Source organism: Natrinema sp. SYSU A 869 (genome assembly GCF_019879105.1).
Classification (GTDB): Archaea; Halobacteriota; Halobacteria; order Halobacteriales; family Natrialbaceae; genus Natrinema.
Genome location: NZ_CP082249.1, coordinates 2,399,721 through 2,418,661 on the forward strand (window position 1 = coordinate 2,399,721; position 18,941 = coordinate 2,418,661).

The 18,941-nt window shown below is 65.2% G+C and carries 18 protein-coding genes and 2 pseudogenes; 8 read left to right on the plus strand and 12 right to left on the minus strand.

Annotation, left to right across the window (positions count from 1 at the left end; translation table 11 throughout):
• Positions 1–87 precede the first annotated feature (87 nt).
• Both K6I40_RS20020 and K6I40_RS20025 read left to right on the plus strand, forming a co-directional pair.
• Positions 88–1,838: pseudogene (locus K6I40_RS20020) on the plus strand (ferredoxin--nitrite reductase); the annotation flags it as partial.
• 99 nt (positions 1,839–1,937) lie between these two features.
• Positions 1,938–2,222 (plus strand): amphi-Trp domain-containing protein, encoded by a 285-nt coding sequence (locus tag K6I40_RS20025; RefSeq protein WP_222920415.1) that lies wholly within the window; start codon positions 1,938–1,940, stop codon positions 2,220–2,222.
• 67 nt (positions 2,223–2,289) lie between these two features.
• Here K6I40_RS20025 and K6I40_RS20030 read toward each other — a convergent pair whose 3' ends face one another.
• From K6I40_RS20030 to K6I40_RS20040, 3 genes are all read right to left on the minus strand, one after another.
• The gene (locus K6I40_RS20030) at positions 2,290–2,646 is read right to left on the minus strand and encodes a hypothetical protein (protein WP_222915854.1); all 357 of its coding nucleotides are present in this window, start codon (positions 2,644–2,646) and stop codon (positions 2,290–2,292) included.
• 674 nt (positions 2,647–3,320) lie between these two features.
• Positions 3,321–4,175: an ATP-dependent sacrificial sulfur transferase LarE gene (gene larE, locus K6I40_RS20035; protein WP_222915856.1), complete on the minus strand. Its 855-nt coding sequence runs from the start codon at positions 4,173–4,175 to the stop codon at positions 3,321–3,323.
• Positions 4,176–4,239: 64 nt separating this feature from the next.
• Complete coding sequence (locus K6I40_RS20040) at positions 4,240–5,208, minus strand: Gfo/Idh/MocA family oxidoreductase (RefSeq protein WP_222915858.1); 969 nt, start codon at positions 5,206–5,208, stop codon at positions 4,240–4,242.
• 206 nt (positions 5,209–5,414) lie between these two features.
• On the opposite strand from K6I40_RS20040, the gene K6I40_RS20045 reads away from it, so the two are divergent.
• Positions 5,415–5,984, plus strand: a complete 570-nt coding sequence (locus K6I40_RS20045) for a DUF6789 family protein (RefSeq protein ID WP_222915860.1) — start codon at positions 5,415–5,417, stop codon at positions 5,982–5,984.
• Here K6I40_RS20045 and K6I40_RS20050 read toward each other — a convergent pair.
• The 4 genes from K6I40_RS20050 to K6I40_RS20065 all read right to left on the minus strand — a co-directional run bounded on the left by K6I40_RS20050 (position 5,981) and on the right by K6I40_RS20065 (position 9,085).
• On the minus strand, positions 5,981–7,144 hold the full coding sequence (locus K6I40_RS20050; RefSeq protein WP_222915862.1) for a glutamate-cysteine ligase family protein: 1,164 nt from the start codon (positions 7,142–7,144) through the stop codon (positions 5,981–5,983). The two genes, K6I40_RS20045 and K6I40_RS20050, sit on opposite strands and share 4 nt — an antisense overlap.
• A 471-nt stretch (positions 7,145–7,615) precedes the next feature.
• A complete protein-coding gene (locus K6I40_RS20055; RefSeq protein ID WP_222915864.1) occupies positions 7,616–8,116 on the minus strand; it encodes a DUF892 family protein in 501 nt (166 codons plus the stop codon).
• Between the two features lie 16 nt (positions 8,117–8,132).
• Entirely contained in the window at positions 8,133–8,720 is a 588-nt protein-coding gene (locus tag K6I40_RS20060) for a DUF892 family protein (RefSeq protein ID WP_222915866.1), read from the minus strand.
• 35 nt (positions 8,721–8,755) lie between these two features.
• On the minus strand, positions 8,756–9,085 hold the full coding sequence (locus K6I40_RS20065; protein ID WP_222915868.1) for a hypothetical protein: 330 nt from the start codon (positions 9,083–9,085) through the stop codon (positions 8,756–8,758).
• A gap of 200 nt (positions 9,086–9,285) precedes the next feature.
• Here K6I40_RS20065 and K6I40_RS20070 point away from each other — a divergent pair, with 200 nt between their 5' ends.
• Positions 9,286–10,275, plus strand: coding sequence for an aldo/keto reductase (locus K6I40_RS20070; protein WP_222915870.1), 990 nt, complete (start codon positions 9,286–9,288; stop codon positions 10,273–10,275).
• 52 nt (positions 10,276–10,327) lie between these two features.
• On the opposite strand, the gene K6I40_RS20075 is transcribed toward K6I40_RS20070, so the two are convergent.
• A complete protein-coding gene (locus K6I40_RS20075) occupies positions 10,328–11,056 on the minus strand; it encodes a YIP1 family protein (RefSeq protein WP_222915872.1) in 729 nt (242 codons plus the stop codon).
• A gap of 401 nt (positions 11,057–11,457) precedes the next feature.
• On the opposite strand from K6I40_RS20075, the gene K6I40_RS28635 reads away from it, so the two are divergent.
• Positions 11,458–11,628 (plus strand): hypothetical protein, encoded by a 171-nt coding sequence (locus K6I40_RS28635; RefSeq protein ID WP_255681805.1) that lies wholly within the window; start codon positions 11,458–11,460, stop codon positions 11,626–11,628.
• Here K6I40_RS28635 and K6I40_RS20085 read toward each other — a convergent pair.
• The 3 genes from K6I40_RS20085 to K6I40_RS20095 form a co-directional block, all read right to left on the minus strand.
• Positions 11,625–11,840: a hypothetical protein gene (locus tag K6I40_RS20085; RefSeq protein WP_222915874.1), complete on the minus strand. Its 216-nt coding sequence runs from the start codon at positions 11,838–11,840 to the stop codon at positions 11,625–11,627. The genes K6I40_RS28635 and K6I40_RS20085 overlap by 4 nt on opposite strands.
• Positions 11,841–11,937: 97 nt before the next feature.
• The gene (locus K6I40_RS20090; RefSeq protein ID WP_222915881.1) at positions 11,938–12,897 is read right to left on the minus strand and encodes a DUF368 domain-containing protein; all 960 of its coding nucleotides are present in this window, start codon (positions 12,895–12,897) and stop codon (positions 11,938–11,940) included.
• A gap of 192 nt (positions 12,898–13,089) precedes the next feature.
• Positions 13,090–14,661 carry a SagB family peptide dehydrogenase gene (locus K6I40_RS20095; protein WP_222915892.1) on the minus strand — a complete coding sequence of 524 codons (1,572 nt, stop codon included), beginning with the start codon at positions 14,659–14,661 and terminating at the stop codon, positions 13,090–13,092.
• Between the two features lie 79 nt (positions 14,662–14,740).
• Between K6I40_RS20095 and K6I40_RS20100 the strand changes: the two are divergent.
• Positions 14,741–16,797: pseudogene (locus tag K6I40_RS20100) on the plus strand (endonuclease MutS2).
• A gap of 83 nt (positions 16,798–16,880) precedes the next feature.
• Positions 16,881–17,048, plus strand: a complete 168-nt coding sequence (locus tag K6I40_RS20105; RefSeq protein WP_222915894.1) for a DUF1059 domain-containing protein — start codon at positions 16,881–16,883, stop codon at positions 17,046–17,048.
• 309 nt (positions 17,049–17,357) lie between these two features.
• Here K6I40_RS20105 and K6I40_RS20110 read toward each other — a convergent pair whose 3' ends face one another.
• Positions 17,358–17,678, minus strand: a complete 321-nt coding sequence (locus K6I40_RS20110) for a hypothetical protein (protein ID WP_222915896.1) — start codon at positions 17,676–17,678, stop codon at positions 17,358–17,360.
• 131 nt (positions 17,679–17,809) lie between these two features.
• Here K6I40_RS20110 and K6I40_RS20115 point away from each other — a divergent pair, with 131 nt between their 5' ends.
• Positions 17,810–18,940 (plus strand): ORC1-type DNA replication protein, encoded by a 1,131-nt coding sequence (locus K6I40_RS20115; RefSeq protein ID WP_222915898.1) that lies wholly within the window; start codon positions 17,810–17,812, stop codon positions 18,938–18,940.
• The last annotated feature ends 1 nt before the right edge of the window (position 18,941 follow it).

The window sequence follows — 18,941 nt, forward strand, 5'->3', positions numbered from 1 at the left end:
CATGACACCAAAGCGTGAATTACGACATGTTTGGAGAGGAACTTCGCGATTTCGACTCCGATCGTTCGGTCGGTGAGGTGAGCTCCGATGGCGCATAAGAAAGAAGCGCTCAAGGACGGCTGTTACGGTGACGAGGTCCGCGAGCACATTCTCGAGTTCGCGGAAAACGGCGGCTACGAGGCGATCCCCGAAGACGAACACGAGAAGTGGTTTACTCGCTTCAAGTTCTGGGGCCTGTTCCACCAGCGCGACGGACAGGAATCGTACTTTATGATGCGTCTGACCAACGCCAGCGGCATCTTAGAGCCCGGCCAGCTCCAGGCGATCGGCGAGGTCGCCCGCGACTACGCGACGGGCCCCGTTGAAAACCCTGAGTTCGGCAACGGCTGGATCGATCTGACGACCCGCCAGTCGGTCCAACTGCACTGGCTCCAACTCGAGGACGTCCCTGAGATCTGGGAGAAACTCGAGTCGGCCGGCGTCCACTCCCGCTCGGCGGGCGGCGACACGATGCGCAACATCTCTGGCTGCCCGCTCCACGGCAAGGCCGAGGAGTTCGTCGAGGCTGGCCCCCTGCTCGAGCGCTTCGAGGAGGACCTCCGCAAGGACGATGCACTCGCGAACATGCCCCGGAAGTTCAACATCAGCGCGTCGGGCTGTACGGTCGGCTGTGCGCAGGACTCGCTCAACGATATCGGGTTTGAGCCGGCGACCAAGGAGGTCGAGGGTGAGGCCGTGAAGGGATTCAACGTGTGCATTGGCGGCGGACTCGGCGGTCGCCAACCCCGCGCCGCGACGCCGCTGGATGTCTTCGTCCGCCCCGAGAACGCCTACGAGGTCGGCCGCGGCTTCGTCGAACTCTACCACGACTACGGCAACCGCCAGAACCGCTCGAAGAACCGGGCCCGGTTCTTCGCCGAAGACTGGGGCATGGAAAAGATCCGCGAGACGCTCCAGGACGAGTACGTCGAGTTCGAAATGCACACGGCGGGCGAGGACTTTCGCGAGGAGTACACCTACAACGCCGGTCGCCCCGTCGAGGACGGCCAGCACGACCACGTCGGCGTCGGCGACCAGACGGACGGTCAGAACTACGTCGGCCTGAGTGTCCCCGTCGGCCGCCTGCCGGCCGAGGACGCCATCGAACTGGCCGATCTGGCCGACGAGTACGGATCCGGTGAGGTCCGTCTGACCCGCCGCCAGAACCCCGTTATCGTCGATGTCGCCGACGAGGACCTCGAGGACCTGCTCGCCGAACCGCTGCTCTCCGAGTACCCCGCCGAGCCGAGTCCCTTCGAGCGCGGTGCGATGGCCTGTACCGGCACCGAGTTCTGCTCGATCGCGCTGACCGAGACGAAGGGCGGATGGCTCGCATGCTGCGCTGGTTCAACCGGAACGTCGAGTTGCCCGACGACGTCGGCAAGATCAAGATGCACTACTCCGGCTGTACCGCCGACTGCGGCCAGGCGATGACCGCCGACATCGGCCTGCAGGGAATGCGAGCCCGGAAGAACGGCGAAATGGTCGAGGCCTTCGACATCGGCGTCGGTGGCGGCGTCGGCGAGGACCCCTCCTTCATCGACTGGGTTCAACAGCGCGTGCCCGCCGACGAGGCCCCCGGCGCGATCCGGAACCTGCTCGAGGCGTACGCGGCCCACCGTTCGGACGGCCAGACGTTCCGCGAGTGGGTCGAGGCGACGGCCGAGGAACAGCTCGTGGAGTTCTGCGAGCCCGAGGAGACGGACTTCGAGGCGCCGTACATGGCCGACGCCAAGCAGTCGTGGTACCCCTTCGCGGAGAGCGAGTCCGCGGCGGCCGCAGCGGCCGACGAGTCCGCGGCCCCTCGGACGACTGAGGTGGAGCCGACCGCTGTTCACCGGCGGATCGAACCGATTTTCGAGCGCGTATTTATCAGTTCACGGATCGTACCGTCGCGTATGCCCGAAGAAGTGCTCTTTAAGTCGGAGACCGAGCAGAGCCGAGCGGAGATCGCATCGCTGCTCCGTCGCGTCGCGGACAATCTGGACGATGGCGACTCGATCACGCTCACGGCCGGCTCAGAGTCCGTGACGCTCGAGCCACCTGCCCGGCCTACCTTCGAGGTGAAAGCCGAACGCGAGGGACCGGCGGACAGTCCCGGCGAGTTGAGCGTCGAGTTCGAACTCGAGTGGGACGAGACCGACGGCGAGGACGGCAGCGGCGGCCAGTTAGAAATCGAGTGACATCGCTGCCCGACCGAACGCCCGAGGTATTCACCCGACTATTCGTCGCCGCGTCCGGACCGCACGGTTAGCGATGCTCACGCGTTCGCTCGTAGGCGTAGTCCAGTGCGTCCTCGAGCGAGCCGGGGCCGTCATAGCTGGCCGAGAACAGGTCCATGAAATCGCTGGCGATCCGGTTGCACCGTTCGAACGTCAGGACGGTTCTGACCCGCGTCGTCTCGGAGAGATCGAGCCCCGGGTAGCTCGTCGCCGTCAGCGCGTAGCCGGGGTGGTCTTCGCCGTCAAGCGAGGCGGGCGCGACCTTCAGCCGCAGATCACCTGATTCGTGGAGGTACGTCCGATACTGCATTTCCCGGTCCGTGTCGGCCGGGGTATAGGTCCGACACTCTTCTGTGTTCCACTCGAGCGGCACGTCGGCTTCCATCGATCACTGATACCGACCCTAGTGCTACGTTCGTACCGCAATGAGCAATATTATCGAACGATAGTCCATAACCTTCGACAATGGTGGGTTCTCTGATCGAAACACGATTATATTCTGGGTATTCGTCTATATTAGCGGCCATTACCTGACCGATCGACGAATCTTTCCACGCTCTCACAGTCGGTTCCTCGTACGAATCCCGCGGCCGGCAGGCGGATCGCAGCCGATGGCCGTCGTCCACGCCCGCCGCTCGAGGATTCGCCGTCGATGTCTCTGTGAGCGCTCGGCACGAACGGCTGTGCTGGCCAGGAACGGGGCTCGAGCGGATGCGAGAGCCGCGTGACCCTACGGAAGAGCAAGCTCTTCCGAGCGGCGAGGGACCGCTGGTCCCTCGAGCAGTCGGCGTGCTCACAAATCTTCGATTTGTGGCATCACGAAACGGCTTCGCCGTTTCGAACGACTTCGCGCCGACGACCTCGCGGAAGCGAAGCTTCCGCTCAACGGGGAAGGGCAGGCGCTCGCCCGAGACTCGCCGCGAGCGAAGTCGAAGGCTGAGCGAGCGAGCCGACGACCGATGGGGAGAACGCTATGCGTTCGGAACGAAGGGAGGAGTGCTTCTAATCGAAATTTTGTCGAGGGCTAGCTCTGCCTGCCCGCAGCGCAAAATTTCGTTTCTAGTCGTCGCTCGAGGACCCCGCCTCGACGACGGACTCTTCGTCATCGGTTTCGGGACTGACGCTCCCGGTCCGGTAGCCGTGGAGATCGAGCGTGACGTGGTCGAAGCCGAGCTTCGAGAGCTCCGTCCGGACTGTCTCGACGAACTCGCGGTCCAGCGCCCGCTCGAGTTCGTCGGGTGCGACCTCGATGCGGGCGAGGCCGTCGTGGTCGCGGACGCGGAACTGGTCGAAGCCCCACTGTCGCAACAGTGCTTCGGCCCGCTCGATCCGCGTGAGCCGGTCTTCGGTGACGTCTAGCCCGGTGGGGATCCGCGAGGAGAGACAGGCCATCGAGGGTTTGTCGGCGACCGAGAGGTCATAGCGGTCGGCGATCTCGCGGACCTCCGCTTTCGTGATCTCGTGGGCCAACAGCGGCGAGTGAACGTCTAACTCATCGACTGCCTGCAGTCCGGGCCGGTGGCCCGCGCCCGGATCGTCCGCGTTCGTCCCGTCACAGACCGTCCCCACGCCGAGTTCGCGTGCGGTCTCGAGCATCTCGCCGAGTCGCATCGTCCGACAGTGATAGCAGCGGTCGTCATCATTTTCGACAAATGCGTCGCTCTCGAGTTCGGAGAAGGAGACGATCTCGTGGCGGATGCCGATCTCGCTCGCGACCCGCTTGGCGTCCTCGAGCTCTGCCTCAGGGAGGGTCTCACTCTTCGCGGTGCAGGCGACCGCGTCGTCGCCGAGGGCGTCGTGGGCGAGGGCAGCCACCACGCTCGAGTCGACGCCGCCGGAGAAGGCGACGACGACGCCGTCGCGGCTCGTGAGGTCGTCGCGGGCGGCCTCGAGTTTCGCCTCGACCGGTGTCATGGACTCGGGTTCGAGCCGAACGGGCAAAAGGACGTTGTCGTCCGCGGCTCACGTGGCGGGTTCGTCAGACCTCGACAGGACGATCGCGCTCGTCGCTTTCCAACAGCGCGTCGAGTACCCGCATGGTGGCGATCGCCTCGTCGCCGTCCGTCCGCGGGGACCGGTCGGCGGCGACGCAGTCGGCGAAGTGATCGATCTCGAGCCGGAACTGGTCGACAGGATCGAACGTCTCGACGCCGCGGCGGCCGTCGATCCGGTATTCGAGTTCCAGCTCGCCGTCGGGCACGTCGAACGCGTTCTCGACCTCGACCCAGCCGTTGGCTCCCTCAATTCGGTAGCGCTGGACGGTCTGCGTGTCGAAGCTCGAGGAGACCCGACCGGTCGCCCCGTCCGCGTACTCAAGGATTCCGGTCAGCTCCGTATCGACGCCGGCGTCGCGGGTGTCGGCCGTGGTCGCGTACGCCTGCTCCGGTTCGCCGAGGACCTGACGGACCAGAGAGACGGCGTAGCAGCCGACGTCCATCAGGCTCCCGCCTGACAGCTCGGATGAGAGGCGGATGTCCTCCGTCCGGTCGAGTCGGTACTTGAACGTCGCCGTCACCGAGTGTACGTCTTCGAGCTCGTCGCGTGCCAAGGCGATCGCGCGCTCGGTCCGCGGATGATACTGGTACATGAACGCCTCCATCAGGGTCACGCCCTGATCTGCACAGTAGTCGACGACGTCGCGCGCTTCCCCGGCGTCGACCGCAAGCGGCTTCTCACAGAGGACGTCGAGTCCGGCGTCGGCCGCGCGTTTCGTCCACTCCGCATGCAGGGCGTTCGGTAGCGGGATATAGAGGGCGTCGACATCGGCGTTCGCAATGAGTGCGTCGTAATCGCCGTAGTACTCCTCGATCCCGTAGTCCGCCGCAACGGCGCGCGCGTCGGATTCGTCTCGGGACGCGATTGCCGTTACGTCGTGGTCGCTGGCTTCGATTCCCGGGAGGAACGCCTTCTGTGCGATGCCCGCCGTACTGAGGACGCCGAAATCCATGCCCGTGTGTTTCGCGAACGCGTATAAATATTCCAGCAGTCGCCGATGAGCGTGACCGCCGCGGCCATCGAACCACTGCCGCCGAACTATCGCCACCGAACCACCGCCGTCGATCCGACTCATTCACGGCCCCAACAGGGAGACCAGTAAACAGCGCGCCGGACGGTTAAGGCGATGTCCGTGGTAGGATCGCTATCCGGACCATTATGGCTGTATCAGATCGACTGCGACGACTGCGTTCGATCACCGAAACCGAGGGACACACCAGCGATGTCGACGAACACTCCCGCGAGAAACATCTCGTCGACGCGGTGGCTCGCGGAATTCAGGGTGGATTCGTCGCGACGCTGATCATGACCGCCTTCCGGCTGCCGCTCCTGCGATCGCTGCCACCGTCGGCGAACTTCTGGTCGCAGTACATCGCCGACGGCGATCCCGACGACCACCCGCTCGCTGGCCTCGTCCTGCACCTGGTCTACGGCGTCAGTTCGGGCGCGATCTTCGGCGGGCTGTTCTCCCTGTACACCGCCGGCCAGTCCATCGAGCCCGAACAGCGCGGGCTCGTCTGGGGCTCGATCTACGGGATGGTCCTGTCGGCTTTCGGTGCGCAGGTCATGCTGCAGGAACTGCTCGATATCCGCCTCGAGGCGGACGAACTCGCGCTCTTTCACGCCGGCCACCTCGTCTACGGTCTCTCGCTTGGAGCCTGGGTCGGCTCCCGGACCGAGGGCGTCGAGGATCCGGAACGGGAGTACGAGTACGACAACGGCAACTAACCGTCGGCCCCGCTCAACTTGTCGACGTCTTCCTCGAGTCGACTTGCATACTCGAGTCGCAGGTCGCAAGCGTCGGCTTTCGTTACGTACTGACGGCCGTCGATCCGCGTTGCGATCGGGTGATAGTCGCCGACGGTAAACCCCATCCGCTCGAGGTAGCCCGCGACGGCCGCCGACGCGAGCCCGTTGCGGATCGCCGAGTCGGCGAGGTCGCGGACCGTTTCGAACGCGGGAAGGGCGACCCCCTCGTTCGTGACATGACCGGGGCGAGCGGTCGGACCGCCACTGCCACCGTAACCGAGGCCGACGCCGCTGCCGTCGCTCTCCCTGCGCGTGCCGCCGCCGTCGCCCTCGGTGCCGATCCGCACGTTGGTGTGGTGGAGCCGCTCCATCACCGTCTCGAGGTCGGCGGTCAGCCGGAGCAACTGGCTGGGCAAGGCGGCGTCGGGTGAGCGCCACTCGATGGTCGGCCTCGAATCGCGCAGCCGCACGGGCGTCCAGATCACGTCGTCCGATGAGACGTGCTCCTCGACCGCCGCCGCGTCGACGCCCGCCTCGACGGCCGCCGCTTTGAACTCCTCGTAGCACTGCTCGAGCCGCCGGTGCCACTCGCCGATGTTTTCCACGTAGCGCCAGAGCTGGCCGTGTTTCGGGTGCGTCTCGGTGCTTCGCTTTCGGTAGCAGTGGGAACGGGCCCCGTTCGCGATTCGTTCGCCCCGATAGTACGGTGAGGAGTTGACCAGCGCGAGCGCCGGATCGAGGGCGATGAGGGCGTTGAGCTGGTCGGTGATGGTTCGCTTCTCGACGCGGATGTGCGTTCCGGCGCAGTGCGTCGCATAGTCGGAGTTCTTGCCGAACACTGCCTCTCGGATACGACCTCGTTCGCTGGGGCGGTGGTCGATCACGTCGCCGTTGATCGGCGTCCCCAGTGGGACGAGGCGCTTGTCTAGCTCCGCCGCCCTCGAGAGGGCGTTCTCGAGGTCATCGACGAGCGCAGTCCGGAGTTCCGAGACCGACTCGCAGGGCGGCGTCTTCAGTTCGACCAACGGCTCGACGAACTCCTGATCGGTTCGATCCGAACCGTCCGCGAGTGGGCCCGGTTCGGTGAGGTTCCCGTTGCTGTCGATGACCCAGTACTCGACTTCGATGCTCGTTTTCATTGTCGGGATGGCGTCCGCGCTCGTCGGTCAGCCAGTCGGTTGGTTCGGCTCGGCTGTACTCGCTTCCACAGAAGACGCGATTCGGGTCGTTCGGCCGGCTCGAGTTCGGTTTCTCGGTGTGTTCACGATCAACGTGTTTTCCCGAAGGGGCCGTGCCTGCAGCCGCCTGCCGTATTTCTCCTGCTCGCGGTCGCTGCCGGTATCGGCGTGACGGTCCGTGTGTCGGTCTCGAGCGGACCGTTCGACCCCTCTGTTTCGCGTCCACCGACGTGATGTTCAGCGATATCTGAACGATCGCTCTTTGCCGGACGGTGAAGTCAGCCGAACGACAGTATGAGCGTTGCCACGATACACGAGACGCGGATCCGTAGCGGGAAACGATGACGGAGTCGACCACCGCCGCGATTGCGAATCCGGGACCAGCGAACGGATCGCGGTCAGGGAGGTGCGGGCCGTCACGCCGTCCGCTCGCTACGCGCGCCCCGTTTCCAGCGAGTCGACGACTGAGATCTCGGTCTCGAGATCCTCGAGTCGCTGCAGCATCGCCCGCTCTTCCTCGAGCGTCTCCTCGAGCGGTTCAACGATATCGGTCGCGTAGGCGAGTCGACCCGCCAGCGTGACCAGTCCCTCATAGGACCGGATCTCGAGGCGCTCCGCCGCGAGGCCGATCTCGAGGTCGACGTACTCAGGCGGCGACTCGTCGTCGGCCCTGCGAGCCTGTCGCGACTCAGCGAGGCCGTCGGCCGTCCGCGACCGACTCGCACGTGGCTGCCGACCGAGCGCCTCGAAGACGTCCTCGAGCCGCTCGACCTGTTGTTCGGTTTCGTCGCGGTGGGTCGCGAACCGGTCCGCGAGGTCGTCGTTCGTGGCGTCGGCCGCCATCTCCGCGAGCAGTTCGACATGGGTGCGTTCGACGTAGTAGGCGTGCTGTAACTGAGAGCCGAACAGGTCCTCGAGCGTTTCGATATTCATGGTGTGATCGGAGCAGTTATCGTCGGTCGAGTGAGCCGCGGCTAGCGTTGCCGACCGGGCTCGCCGCGAGCAACGTCTCGACGGCGTCGCTGTCCGACAGCGACTCGAGTTCGGTTCGCATTGCCCGTTCATCGTCGTAGTTCGGCCGCAGCGCGTCGACGATGTTCTCGCCGTCCTCACTCTCGAGCGAGTTCGCGAGCGCCATCGCCGTCTCGTAGACCGTACATTCGATGGCCTCGAGTTTCAGGGCGGTCTCGATGTAGTACAGTGGCCGGAGTTCGTCGTTCAAGATGACGTTATTGAATTTCTCCTTGTCGGCGAGTAGGCCGTCGAACTCCGGGACCTGCCTGGTTGCGGGCTCCTCGCCGAGCGTGTCGAAGGCGTCCTCGATGCGCTCGCAGTGTCGCTGGGTCTCGTCGCAGTGGTCGTCGATGGTCTCTCGCAGTCGCTCTCGACACTCCGTGACGCGGCCATCGTCTAACACGTCGATCGAGACGTCGGCCGCCAGTGTCTCGAGTTCGTCGCAGAGTTCCCGTTCGACGTAGTAGAGGCGTTCCAGCTCGGTCGTGAGTGCGTCGTGGGGTGTAATCGTTGTCGTGCTCATGGCTCGCGTGTCCGGTGGTCGGGTGCGTCGGGTGTTCAGAACGACTGTCGCGGTCGCATGTGATCGTCAGTGTCGTTGGGACTGTCGCCACGGTCGCTGTACCGCGGTCGGCCCACGGCGTTTCGCCCGACGCCGTTCATGATCGCCAGTTCGAGGTCGTCTCTCGTTTCGTAGGTCTCGTGGCCGGACGTCTCGAGAATCGTCCGCAGTGAATCCGACTCCCGAGGGTAGGTAATTTCGACGTCGGCGTATTCCGCGAGCACCTCGTCGGTCGTCATCGGGAACGTCGCGTCACCGAACAGTTGGCTGATCTCACCGACTTCCAGCGATCTGATCTCGTCCGCGCCGTCGTCGATGTGGCTCATCGACCGCTTCTATCCCGATTGGTGGCAAAGTACTATAGCCTGCAGACGACGACCGAAACCCAGAGACGCTCTAATCGCCGGTTGTATCCCTTTGCTATCCGCTTCTCCGATTCACCGCTCTCGGTGTGATTCCGCCGAGCGACACCATAACGGCTTGCCGCCAGCCCAACCCATAGGCCGGTCCGCGAAAACGGCCACACGTGAACTATCGACGACTCGGTTCGACCGGACGTGCGATCTCCGAGGTCGGCCTCGGGACCTGGAACATCGGCGGCGACTGGGGCGATGTCGACGACGAGACCGGCCGCGATGTCGTCCGCGCTGCTATCGACGCGGATATCGACTTCATCGACACCGCCGACGTGTACGGCGATGGCCGCAGCGAGCGCCACATCGGTCACGTCCTCGACGAGCGCGACGCCCACGACGACGTGTTCATTGCGACGAAAGCGGGGCGGCGGCTCGACCCCCACGAGGCCGACCGCTACGACTACGATACCCTCGCTGCGTTCGTCGACCGGAGCCGCGAGAACCTCCGCGAGGAGACGCTCGACCTCCTCCAGTTGCACTGTCCACCGACCGAGGCGTACTACCAGCCGTCGACGTTCGAGGCACTCGAGCGGCTGAAAGACGAGGCCAAAATCGCTCACGCCGGTGTCAGCGTCGAGAAAGTCGAGGAGGCGCTCAAGGCCATCGAGTACGACGTCGTCGAGACCGTCCAGCTCGTCTTCAATCCCTTCCGCCAGCGACCGGCGGAGCTGTTCTTCGAGCGGGCCCGAAGGGAAGACATCGGCGTGATCGTCCGCGTGCCGTACGCGTCGGGGCTGTTGACGGGCGCACTCGAGCGCGAGCAGTCGTTCCCGGAAGACGATCACCGGAACTTCAATCGCGAGGGCGAGGCCTTCGACGTCGGCGAGACGTTCGCCGGCGTCCCCTACGAGACGGGCCACGACGCCGTCGACGCGCTCGAGCCGTACGTCCCCGAGGGACTGTCGCTGGCGGATCTAACGCTCCGGTGGATTCTCGACCACGAGGCGGTCTCGACGGTCATTCCGGGGACGACCTCGCCGGACCACGTCCGAAGCAACGCGGCCGCCTCGGAGCTGAAACCTCTCTCGAATCGGGTTCACGGCGCCGTCCGGGACGTCTACGAGGAGTCCGTGTTCGAGCACGTCCACCATCGCTGGTAGCGCGGTTGGCAACGCTTCGGGATGGCATCTCGGTGGCTGCCATCGCGACTCCTCAAATGAGTGCCATACCAAGCCAGAGCCCCAGTGGAACGCCGACCGCCGTCGCGGCGGCCCCTCGAGAGAGGTTTGCCTCTCGTTCGAGCCCGCCGGTGAGCAGGTACCACTGCCAGAGCACGGTGAGGACGGTTGCGACCGCTATGAACGGCTCGACGGGTGCGAGTGCCGACTCGAGGACCGCTACGCCACGTTCGGGATTGGTGATCGTCACGTCCGCGAGGGCGAGGCGTAACGCGAGGAGTCCGACGCCCAGTCGGAAGAACTCCGGGAGGGCGGCCCAGCCGGCCAGCGCGATCGTCCCGCCGACGGACGGCGTTCCACCCGCGAGTCGCGCGGCACCGAACAGGACGACGCTTCCGAGGGCCCAGAGGATGAACGGCATGATCACCACGTGCCCGAGGTAATCGGTCACCGCCTCAGAGACGAGCGTGCCGGCGTCACGCTCGATCTTCGCGGGTTCGTCGCAGTTGTCGGCCATCATGTCGGAACTGTGCTGTTCGCAGACCCACTCTGGTGGCCGATTGGGGTTGTCCATCATCACTGTCGCGTCCATCGATTCGGCGAGCATCGACCCCACCGCGAGAGTCGACAGCCCGAGTGCGACGGCCAGGCCAATTACGAGGATCGCGGCGATCGGAAGCGTCGCCGCCGAATCGTGGTCCTCGAAGAACGCGGCCGGATCGCAGAGGAGCAGGGAGAGCGATCGCAGGGCGGATCGAACCATCGTTCCATGATACTAACATGTGGTCAATAACACTATCGATAAATTGAATAGAAAGTCGCGGGCGGGCCGTGGCAACCGAGACGCGGCTCGATTCCGGTCCGATTCGGGTTGATTGAACTGATCAGACTGATCGGACCGACCGGGCCGGCCGGGTCGCCACTCGAATAGGCGTTCGAACGGGCTGATAGTGCAGGGACCACGTCGATTCTGTTGGTCCGCGTCGAAGCACGTATGACCGACTACGCACTGCACGAGCCCGAGTTCTCGGACACGACGACCGAGGAGTGGAATGAGCCGCAACTCGAGGACTTCGATACCGACGACTTAGGGAGGTCGCGGACCACTTCCTTCTCTCGTCGTCGGGGTTCCCGCCGGAGAACTTCACGGACCTCAAGCTTCCCGTGGTCGATCCGGACGGCAATCTCAACAAGAACGCCCTGCAGACGGCAAAAAGCGGCGGCCACGGCGTCGGCGCGGTCGAAGACCTCGACGACGACAAGCGGGACGACATCGAGGAGCTGATCGACAATCTCGCGAACGAGCAGTTCGAAGACGCCGAGTTCGGCGACTAAGCGGCCGGCCGCCGATCGCGGTGTCGCGCACCGACGAGTCGACGTGCAGTCAGGTCGACGACCGCTCCCGTCCAGACAAGGACGAGGATACTACAGAGTACGAGCCCGCGCGTCCAGTTCCCGCCGTCGAACTCTCGCACCGCCGCCGAAATCACCGAACGGACCGACACCGCCCGCGTCGGTTTCGTTCCGAAGAGGGCCGTGATTGGCATACGTGCTTTCGCAGCGCCGCCGATATAACGCCGTCCCGGAGCATGTAAGGGAAAGGCGTGCGTTGGATTGCCACCCGCCTCGTCGCGTTCGTTGCGTTCACTCCGGATCGAACCCGCCGACGAGATACTCGAGGGCGAACAGTGCGACCGCGCCCACTGCGGCCCACGCGGCCGTCAGCGCGATCGTTTCGGTGGTCCACGCGTGCTCCTCGGCGATGTTGTGCAGCGGGGCCGGAACCGAGCCGGCGATGAGGCTGACTAGGAAGACGAGGGTCAACTCGCGGTTGCGGGCCAGCGCGGCGCGCACGACGCGAGCGATGGTGACGAGGCCGACGACCCCGCCGGCGACGAACAGCACCACGGTCGTTCCCGGATCGACGACGGCCGCGAGCGAGCCGCCGCCGAGCAGGTCCGCGCCGGCGCGGACGAATTCGCTCAGTTCGTCGGAGAGGAAGATGTACTGGCCGAGCAGGATCAGGATCAGCGAGCCGGAGATTCCCGGCAGGATCATCGCGCTGACCGCGATCGCGCCGGCGACGACGATCACGACCGGCCCGCCGCCGGGTAACTGGACGATATCGGCGGCGACCAGCAGCGCGAGCGTCGCACCCACGACTGCAGCGCCGACGTGCGCCGGCGAGGAAAACTCGAGACTCCGGCCGAGCGTGATCGCCGAAGCAGCGATCAGCCCGGTGAAAAAGCCGAATACTGCGATCGGGTGGGATTCCGCGAGCGACGAGACGATCTCCGCGATGAGGACGACCGAGGTGACCATGCCGACGCCCAGCGGCACGAGGAACTGCAGGTCCATCTCGAGGAGCGCTTCCCGCGCTCGAGCCCGGCGCTCGGGTCGATAGGCCCGCAGCACGGCGATCGCTCGGCGGGGCGTGAGCGCGGTGACTGCGGCGATCAGCCGACCGTAGAAGCCGAGCAGGAGCGCGACGGTCCCGCCAGAGACGCCGGGCAGGGCGTCGGCCGCACCCATGCAGAGCCCGTAGCCGTAGGCCCGCAGCAGTTCGATGCGGTCGTCGGCGACCTCGGGTTGCTCATACTCCATGCGTTCGCTCCTGCAGTCTCCGCCTCGAGTTACGGACGCGTTGTGCTCGACGCCACCGTCTCGAGCCCGCCGGACCGGGCTGCCGTTTCGGCTGCATGCTCGAGTGGGCGATGCGCGGCCGTATAAAACTGCGACAACACCGTCAGCGCGTGTTGGTCTCCGGACATGGTCTCCCGCTCCGAGGGCCGAATCTCACACCGGCCGGCCCATCGTATACAGAAACATCGGCGTCTGTCCCCCGGCTCGGGGCTCGAAGAAATCCGTGACGATGTCGTCGTAGAACGTCAGTCCGGTCCCGCCGAGAGTCCGATGTGCATAGGTCCCCAGATACAGCCGGCCGGCCGTCAACGACGCCTCGAGCTGTGCCGCCCGGTAGCCACGATCACCGAGCGCGTCGACGAGTTCCGCGAGGTCGGTCAGGAAATAAATGCAGACCGCGGCGTCGGCGGCCAGTCGCTGGTCCAGTGCGAGGTGGCCCGCCTCGCTGCGACACTCGCCGGTCCGAAGTCGCTCGAGTTCGCCCGCGGCCGGGTGATACTGATACGTCCCCGATTCGAGTCCGTCGACGCCGTTGACGATCAGATAGGGGTCGACGAACGAGAGCGGCGGGTCCCCCTGCCGGCCGACGTCCATCGGCACGCCGCGGACGGCCCGGTCGAGCACGGTCGAGAGTTTGCGGAAACTGATCGACTCGCGTGCGTACTCGCGACAAGAGCCGCGGCGACGGATCGTTCGATGGAGCGGCCGACTCGAGGCCGTCTCGGCATCGACCGGCTCGAGCGCGATCCGTTCGCCGTCGCCCGGATCACGGGTCCCGATCGATCCCGCCGGCCGCCCGGATCGCCAGGAGTCCGCCGCGGCACCGCTCTCGAGGGTACCGGCCGCCCACGCGTCGTGGATCAGCGGGAACGACTTCTCGGTCGGCGAGAGCGGTTCGGTATCGGGGTTGATCGACTCGATATCGGCGGGATCGGAATCGGACTTGGGAACAGTGTCGCCCGCGCCGATCGGCACGATCTCGAGGGGCGCTTCGCGCTCGGGCTCGAGGCCGAGCAGGTCGACGATGGGTCGATCGGCGAAGCCGGTGACGATGTCGGCGCGGTGGTCGAGCGCGTGGGCCACCGCCAGCAGGTTCGCGAGCGTCGTCCCGGAGTCCCAGAAGGCGTGGCGGAACGTCCGATCACCGTACTTCCAAGCGTTTCGCCACCACGTCGAGGTCGCGACGACCGATAGCGGCGCGTCGGCGACGCCTGTGTCGCCGCTAGCGTTCGCGAGGACGCCGCGGTAGTCCCCCTCGCGGAGGACATCCAGCGACAGCGTCCGCGGGTCGAAGTGGTAGACGCCGGCCTCGAGATCGGCCGTTGAGGCGTCGGCTTCGTCGTCGCCCGCGAGATCGCCACAGACGACATACAGATCGACGTGGTAGAGCGCACCGGTGGTCGCCGCGGCGCGGAAGCGGAGGGAGTGTCCTTGTTTGTCGATCCGCTTCGTGATGCCCGCGGCGTAGTAGCACAGGGTCGCGACGGTCTCGAGGTCGGGACTCCGCCCTCGCCTCGAGTCACCGTCGGGTGTCGACTCGGTGATCGTCGACAGCGCCGGCTGCTGTGGCGGTCGAATCCGTTCGGCGATCGGAACTGCAGGCAGGTCCGTGTACTCCTTGTACGGCCGCGGCTTGTTGTCGAAATCCAGCCCGTGACCGCCCTCACGGACACTTCTGGGCGAGTGTTTCGTCTGTTCGTGGTAGTCGGCTGTTCCGATCGGCATGCTCTGAGCTACCACATCGGTCACCAAAAGCCCGGGCGGGGGGTTTTTCTCGCTCCGGTTTGATACGCACCTCGAGAACATGGACCTCGAGTCGATTCCGGGCGTCGGCGAGAAGACGGCCCGAGCGCTGTCCGAACTCGACGATCCCGAGCGCGCGCTGCGGACAGGTGACGTGGGAGCGATCGCAGCCGCGCCGGAAATCTCTCAGGGTCGGGCCGCCCGGATCGCGCGCGGCGCGATCCGGCTTGAGCACGACGATCCCGGCGGGTTTCTGGCGACTGACCGGGCCCGCGAGGTCTACCACGAGGTCCTCGGACTGCTCGAGGAACGGACGGTCACTGACTACGCCGCCCAGCGACTCGAGACGATTTATCCGAGCCAGCGGCACTCGCGCATCGAGGAAGTGCAGGCGTTTGCGGGCGACGCGCTCGAGCGTGACCCCGACCCCGCGGTACTCGAGGCTCTCGAGGGGGTCGAACCCCTCCGGGAGCCCGGCGACGTGCGGGTCCGCGAGCGCTGTCTGGCGACGACCGACGCCGAGCGCTACTCAGCGGCCCGCGAGGCGATCCCAGAGCTCTCCGTCGAGATCGTCGAGGACGCGCAGGGACTGGCCGAACTCGCACGTGGGTACTCGACCGTGATCGCCCTCGACGAGTCTTTCGCCGGCGTCACCCTCGAGGGCGATGTACAGGTCCGACCCGACGCCCTCGAGAACCCGGCCGAGGTGGTCCCCGAGCGGCCACTCTCCTTCTTCGCGCGCAATCGAGATCGCCTGCAGGCAGCGATCGAGGTCCATCGGACCGCCGGCCTCAAGGCTCCCTGTGAGCTTGCGGCGCTCGAGGACGGCCTCTCGCGGTTGACCGAGGATGGCACGGTCGCGGGCGACGGGGAACTCGACCGGCTGACGACGGCGATTAACGACCTCGATACGGCGACGGGCGCGGCCGAGAGCGCCGCCAATGACCACCTCCGGGAGGCGATCCGCGAGCAGGACGTGACGATCGAGGGCTCGGACCTGCTGTCGCTGGTCGAACGCGGGGCTGGCGTCGACTCGCTGCTATCCCGCGAACTCGCGGACGAGTATGCTCGAGCGGTCGAAGCGGCCCGCGATCACCTCGTCGACGCGCTCGATCTCGAACAGGGAGAGAGCGAGATCGCGCGCCGCGCGTTCAGCGACGAGCCGGCGTTTCCGGTCGAGCGCGACGAGGACGTCGTCAGCCGACTGCGCAAGGAGCTGACGGCGGCCAAGGAACAGCGCGCTGGCAGACTCAAACGCGAGCTCGCGGCCGATCTCGCCGACCAGCGCGAGGGGGCTCGCCAGCTCGTCCGTGACGCCCTGGAACTGGACGTCGAACTCGCAATCGCCCGATTCGCCGACGACTTCGCGTGTACGATGCCGACGTTCGTCGAGCCGGACAATGTCGCGGATGGGACCGACGAGGCCGTCGGCTTCGCGATCGAGGGCGGCCGTTCGCCCCTGCTCGACGAACCACTCGAGCGAATCGACCCCGTCGACTACGAAGTTTCGGGGGTGGCCCTGCTCTCGGGGGTCAACAGCGGTGGAAAGACCTCGACACTGGATCTCGTTGCGAGCGTGGTCATTCTGGCACACATGGGGCTGCCCGTCCCTGCCGGGCGCGTTCGGCTGCGGCGGTTCGACGATCTCCACTATCACGCCAAGACCCAGGGACGCTCGACGCGGGCGCGTTCGAGTCCACCGTCCGAGAGTTCGCGGATCTCGCAGAGGGCGGCGAGGGATCGCTCGTGTTAGTCGACGAACTCGAGAGCATCACCGAACCCGGCGCGTCGGCGAAGATCATCGCTGGGATCCTCGAGGCGCTCTCCGAGAACGGGGCAACGGCGGTGTTCGTCTCGCATCTGGCCGATGAGATCCGCGAGATGGCCGAATTCGACGTGACCGTCGACGGGATCGAAGCGGTCGGGCTGGTCGACGGCGAACTCGAGGTAAACCGCTCGCCGGTCAAGGATCATCTGGCGCGGTCGACACCGGAGTTGATCGTCGAGAAACTGGCCACCGAGAACGATGGCGACGCGGCCGTGACCAACGGCGGACGGGAACCAGCGGGCGAGTCCGATCCAGGATTCTACGATCGACTCCTCGAGAAGTTCGATTGATGCTACGCGATCGGAATTAGGGTAGTCAGTTGCCGACACATGCAAGTAATACGCCTACACGCTGACGCATCCATTGTCATGGTATGACCTATCAATACGAGTGTTCGGAAGGGAGCTGTCAGTTTCTGCTCCGCTCGAGCAGTTCTGACGAGGTAGAGCGACTCGTCCGCGCACACGTCCGGATGGTTCACAACGGCCGGATCGATTCGACGGACCTCAAGCGGGGCACGGATCGGATCGAACTCGCGTAAATCGACATTCAAGAAGCGAGAGGGCAAATAGCCAGAAAACTCTCGCAGGAGCGACGCTGGTCACTCGAAGTTTCTCTCGAGAACACATGTCCCCCCTGTCCCCCGGTTTGAGCCGTTCGAACGCCCCATAATCTCGAGGGCGTGATAGGCGCGACGGCCGCTGGTGCGGTACTCCCAGCCCCGGTCGTCTAGAACGATCGTGCCAGATTGGCAACCCGGAACCGTGTTCCTTCGTGTAGTCGCAGGTGTCGGCTCGAGCGGATGGAGCCCGCCTGAGCGGGCTCGGCGGGGCCACCGAATTCGTCGTCGTTACTCGTGCCACTCCAGGATCCGCTTGCGTCCCCACGCCTCCTCCTCGCCGCCCTGGTCGCCGGTGAGATCCACGAGGGATTCGGCTTCGTTCTCGTCAAGAAATTCGGCGATCGAATCGGCGTAGGACGCGATGGCCTCGAGCGTGTCGTCGTCCTGAAGCGCGAACGATTCGCTCATCGCATCGGGCATTCCGTCGGGTGCCACGTACGTTTCCTCGAGAGCGTAGTCGCTGACTCCCCGCAGCGTCTCCGGGGAGAGGTCGTCGAACTGCTCGAGCAGGAAGTCAGGGATTTCGCCCGGTGGCTCCGGTGGCGTCATTGTTGTCCCTTCAATTGATAGTATGAATATTAATTCTTGTGACTGTGTGATACAGTAACAGGAGACACGCCAAGCCGACGCTGGAACGTGCCACCGAAGCGTTAAGACGCTGCGGAAGCAGGGTGAAAGTGATGGGAGACGACCCCGAAGAGGGGATGTTGTCGTGGGACGAATCCGTGTTCAGAAACGAGCACGTCTTCGAAATCGACTATGTTCCCGAGACGTTCAAGCACCGCGAGGGCCAGACCCAGAGCCTGACGTATGCGCTGCGCCCGGCGGTGCGGGGGTCACGGCCGCTGAACGTCGTGGTTCGGGGGCCGCCCGGAACCGGGAAAACAACGGCGATCCAAAAGCTGTTCGACGAGGTGGGAGCCCAGACGAGTGAGGTCCGGACGATTCGGGTCAACTGCCAGGTCAACGCGACCCGCTACTCGGTGTTCTCTCGGCTCTTCGAGGGAACCTTCGACTACGAGCCGCCCTCGTCGGGCATCTCGTTCAAGAAGCTGTTCGGTCAGATCGCCGAGAAACTCGTCGAGGAGGACAAGGTACTGGTCGTCGCCTTAGACGACATCAACTACCTCTTCTACGAGAACGAGGCCTCGGACACGCTCTACTCGCTTTTGCGGGCCCACGAGGAGTATCCTGGTGCGAAGATCGGCGTCGCCGTCGTCTCTTCGGACCCCGCACTCGACGTGATCGACGAACTCGACTCTCGGGTCCAGAGCGTCTTTCGGCCGGAGGACGTCTACTTTCCGGTCTACGACCAGCCCGAGATCGTCGATATCCTCGAGGAACGCGTGAACCGCGGCTTCCACGAGGATGTCATCGACCGGGACACGCTGGAGTACGTCGCCGAACTCACCGCCGAAAGCGGCGATCTGCGGGTCGGGATCGACCTGTTGCGTCGGGCCGGACTGAACGCGGAGATGCGGGCCAGCCGCACCGTCGAGCGCCAGGATGTCGAGGACGCCTACGAGAAATCCAAGTACATCAACCTCTCGCGGAGCCTCTCCGGGCTCACCGACACCGAGCAGGCGCTACTCGAGGTCATCGCCGAACACGACGGCGAGCAGGCCGGCGAGGTCTACGAGGTCTTTCACGACCGGACCGACCTCGGCTATACGCGCTACTCCGAAATCGTCAACAAACTCGACCAGCTCGGGCTGATCGACGCTGACTACGCCGAGGTCGATGGCCGCGGCCGCTCGCGGTCGCTCACGCTGTCCTACGAGAAAGACGCAGTGCTCGAGCGCCTCGAGTGAC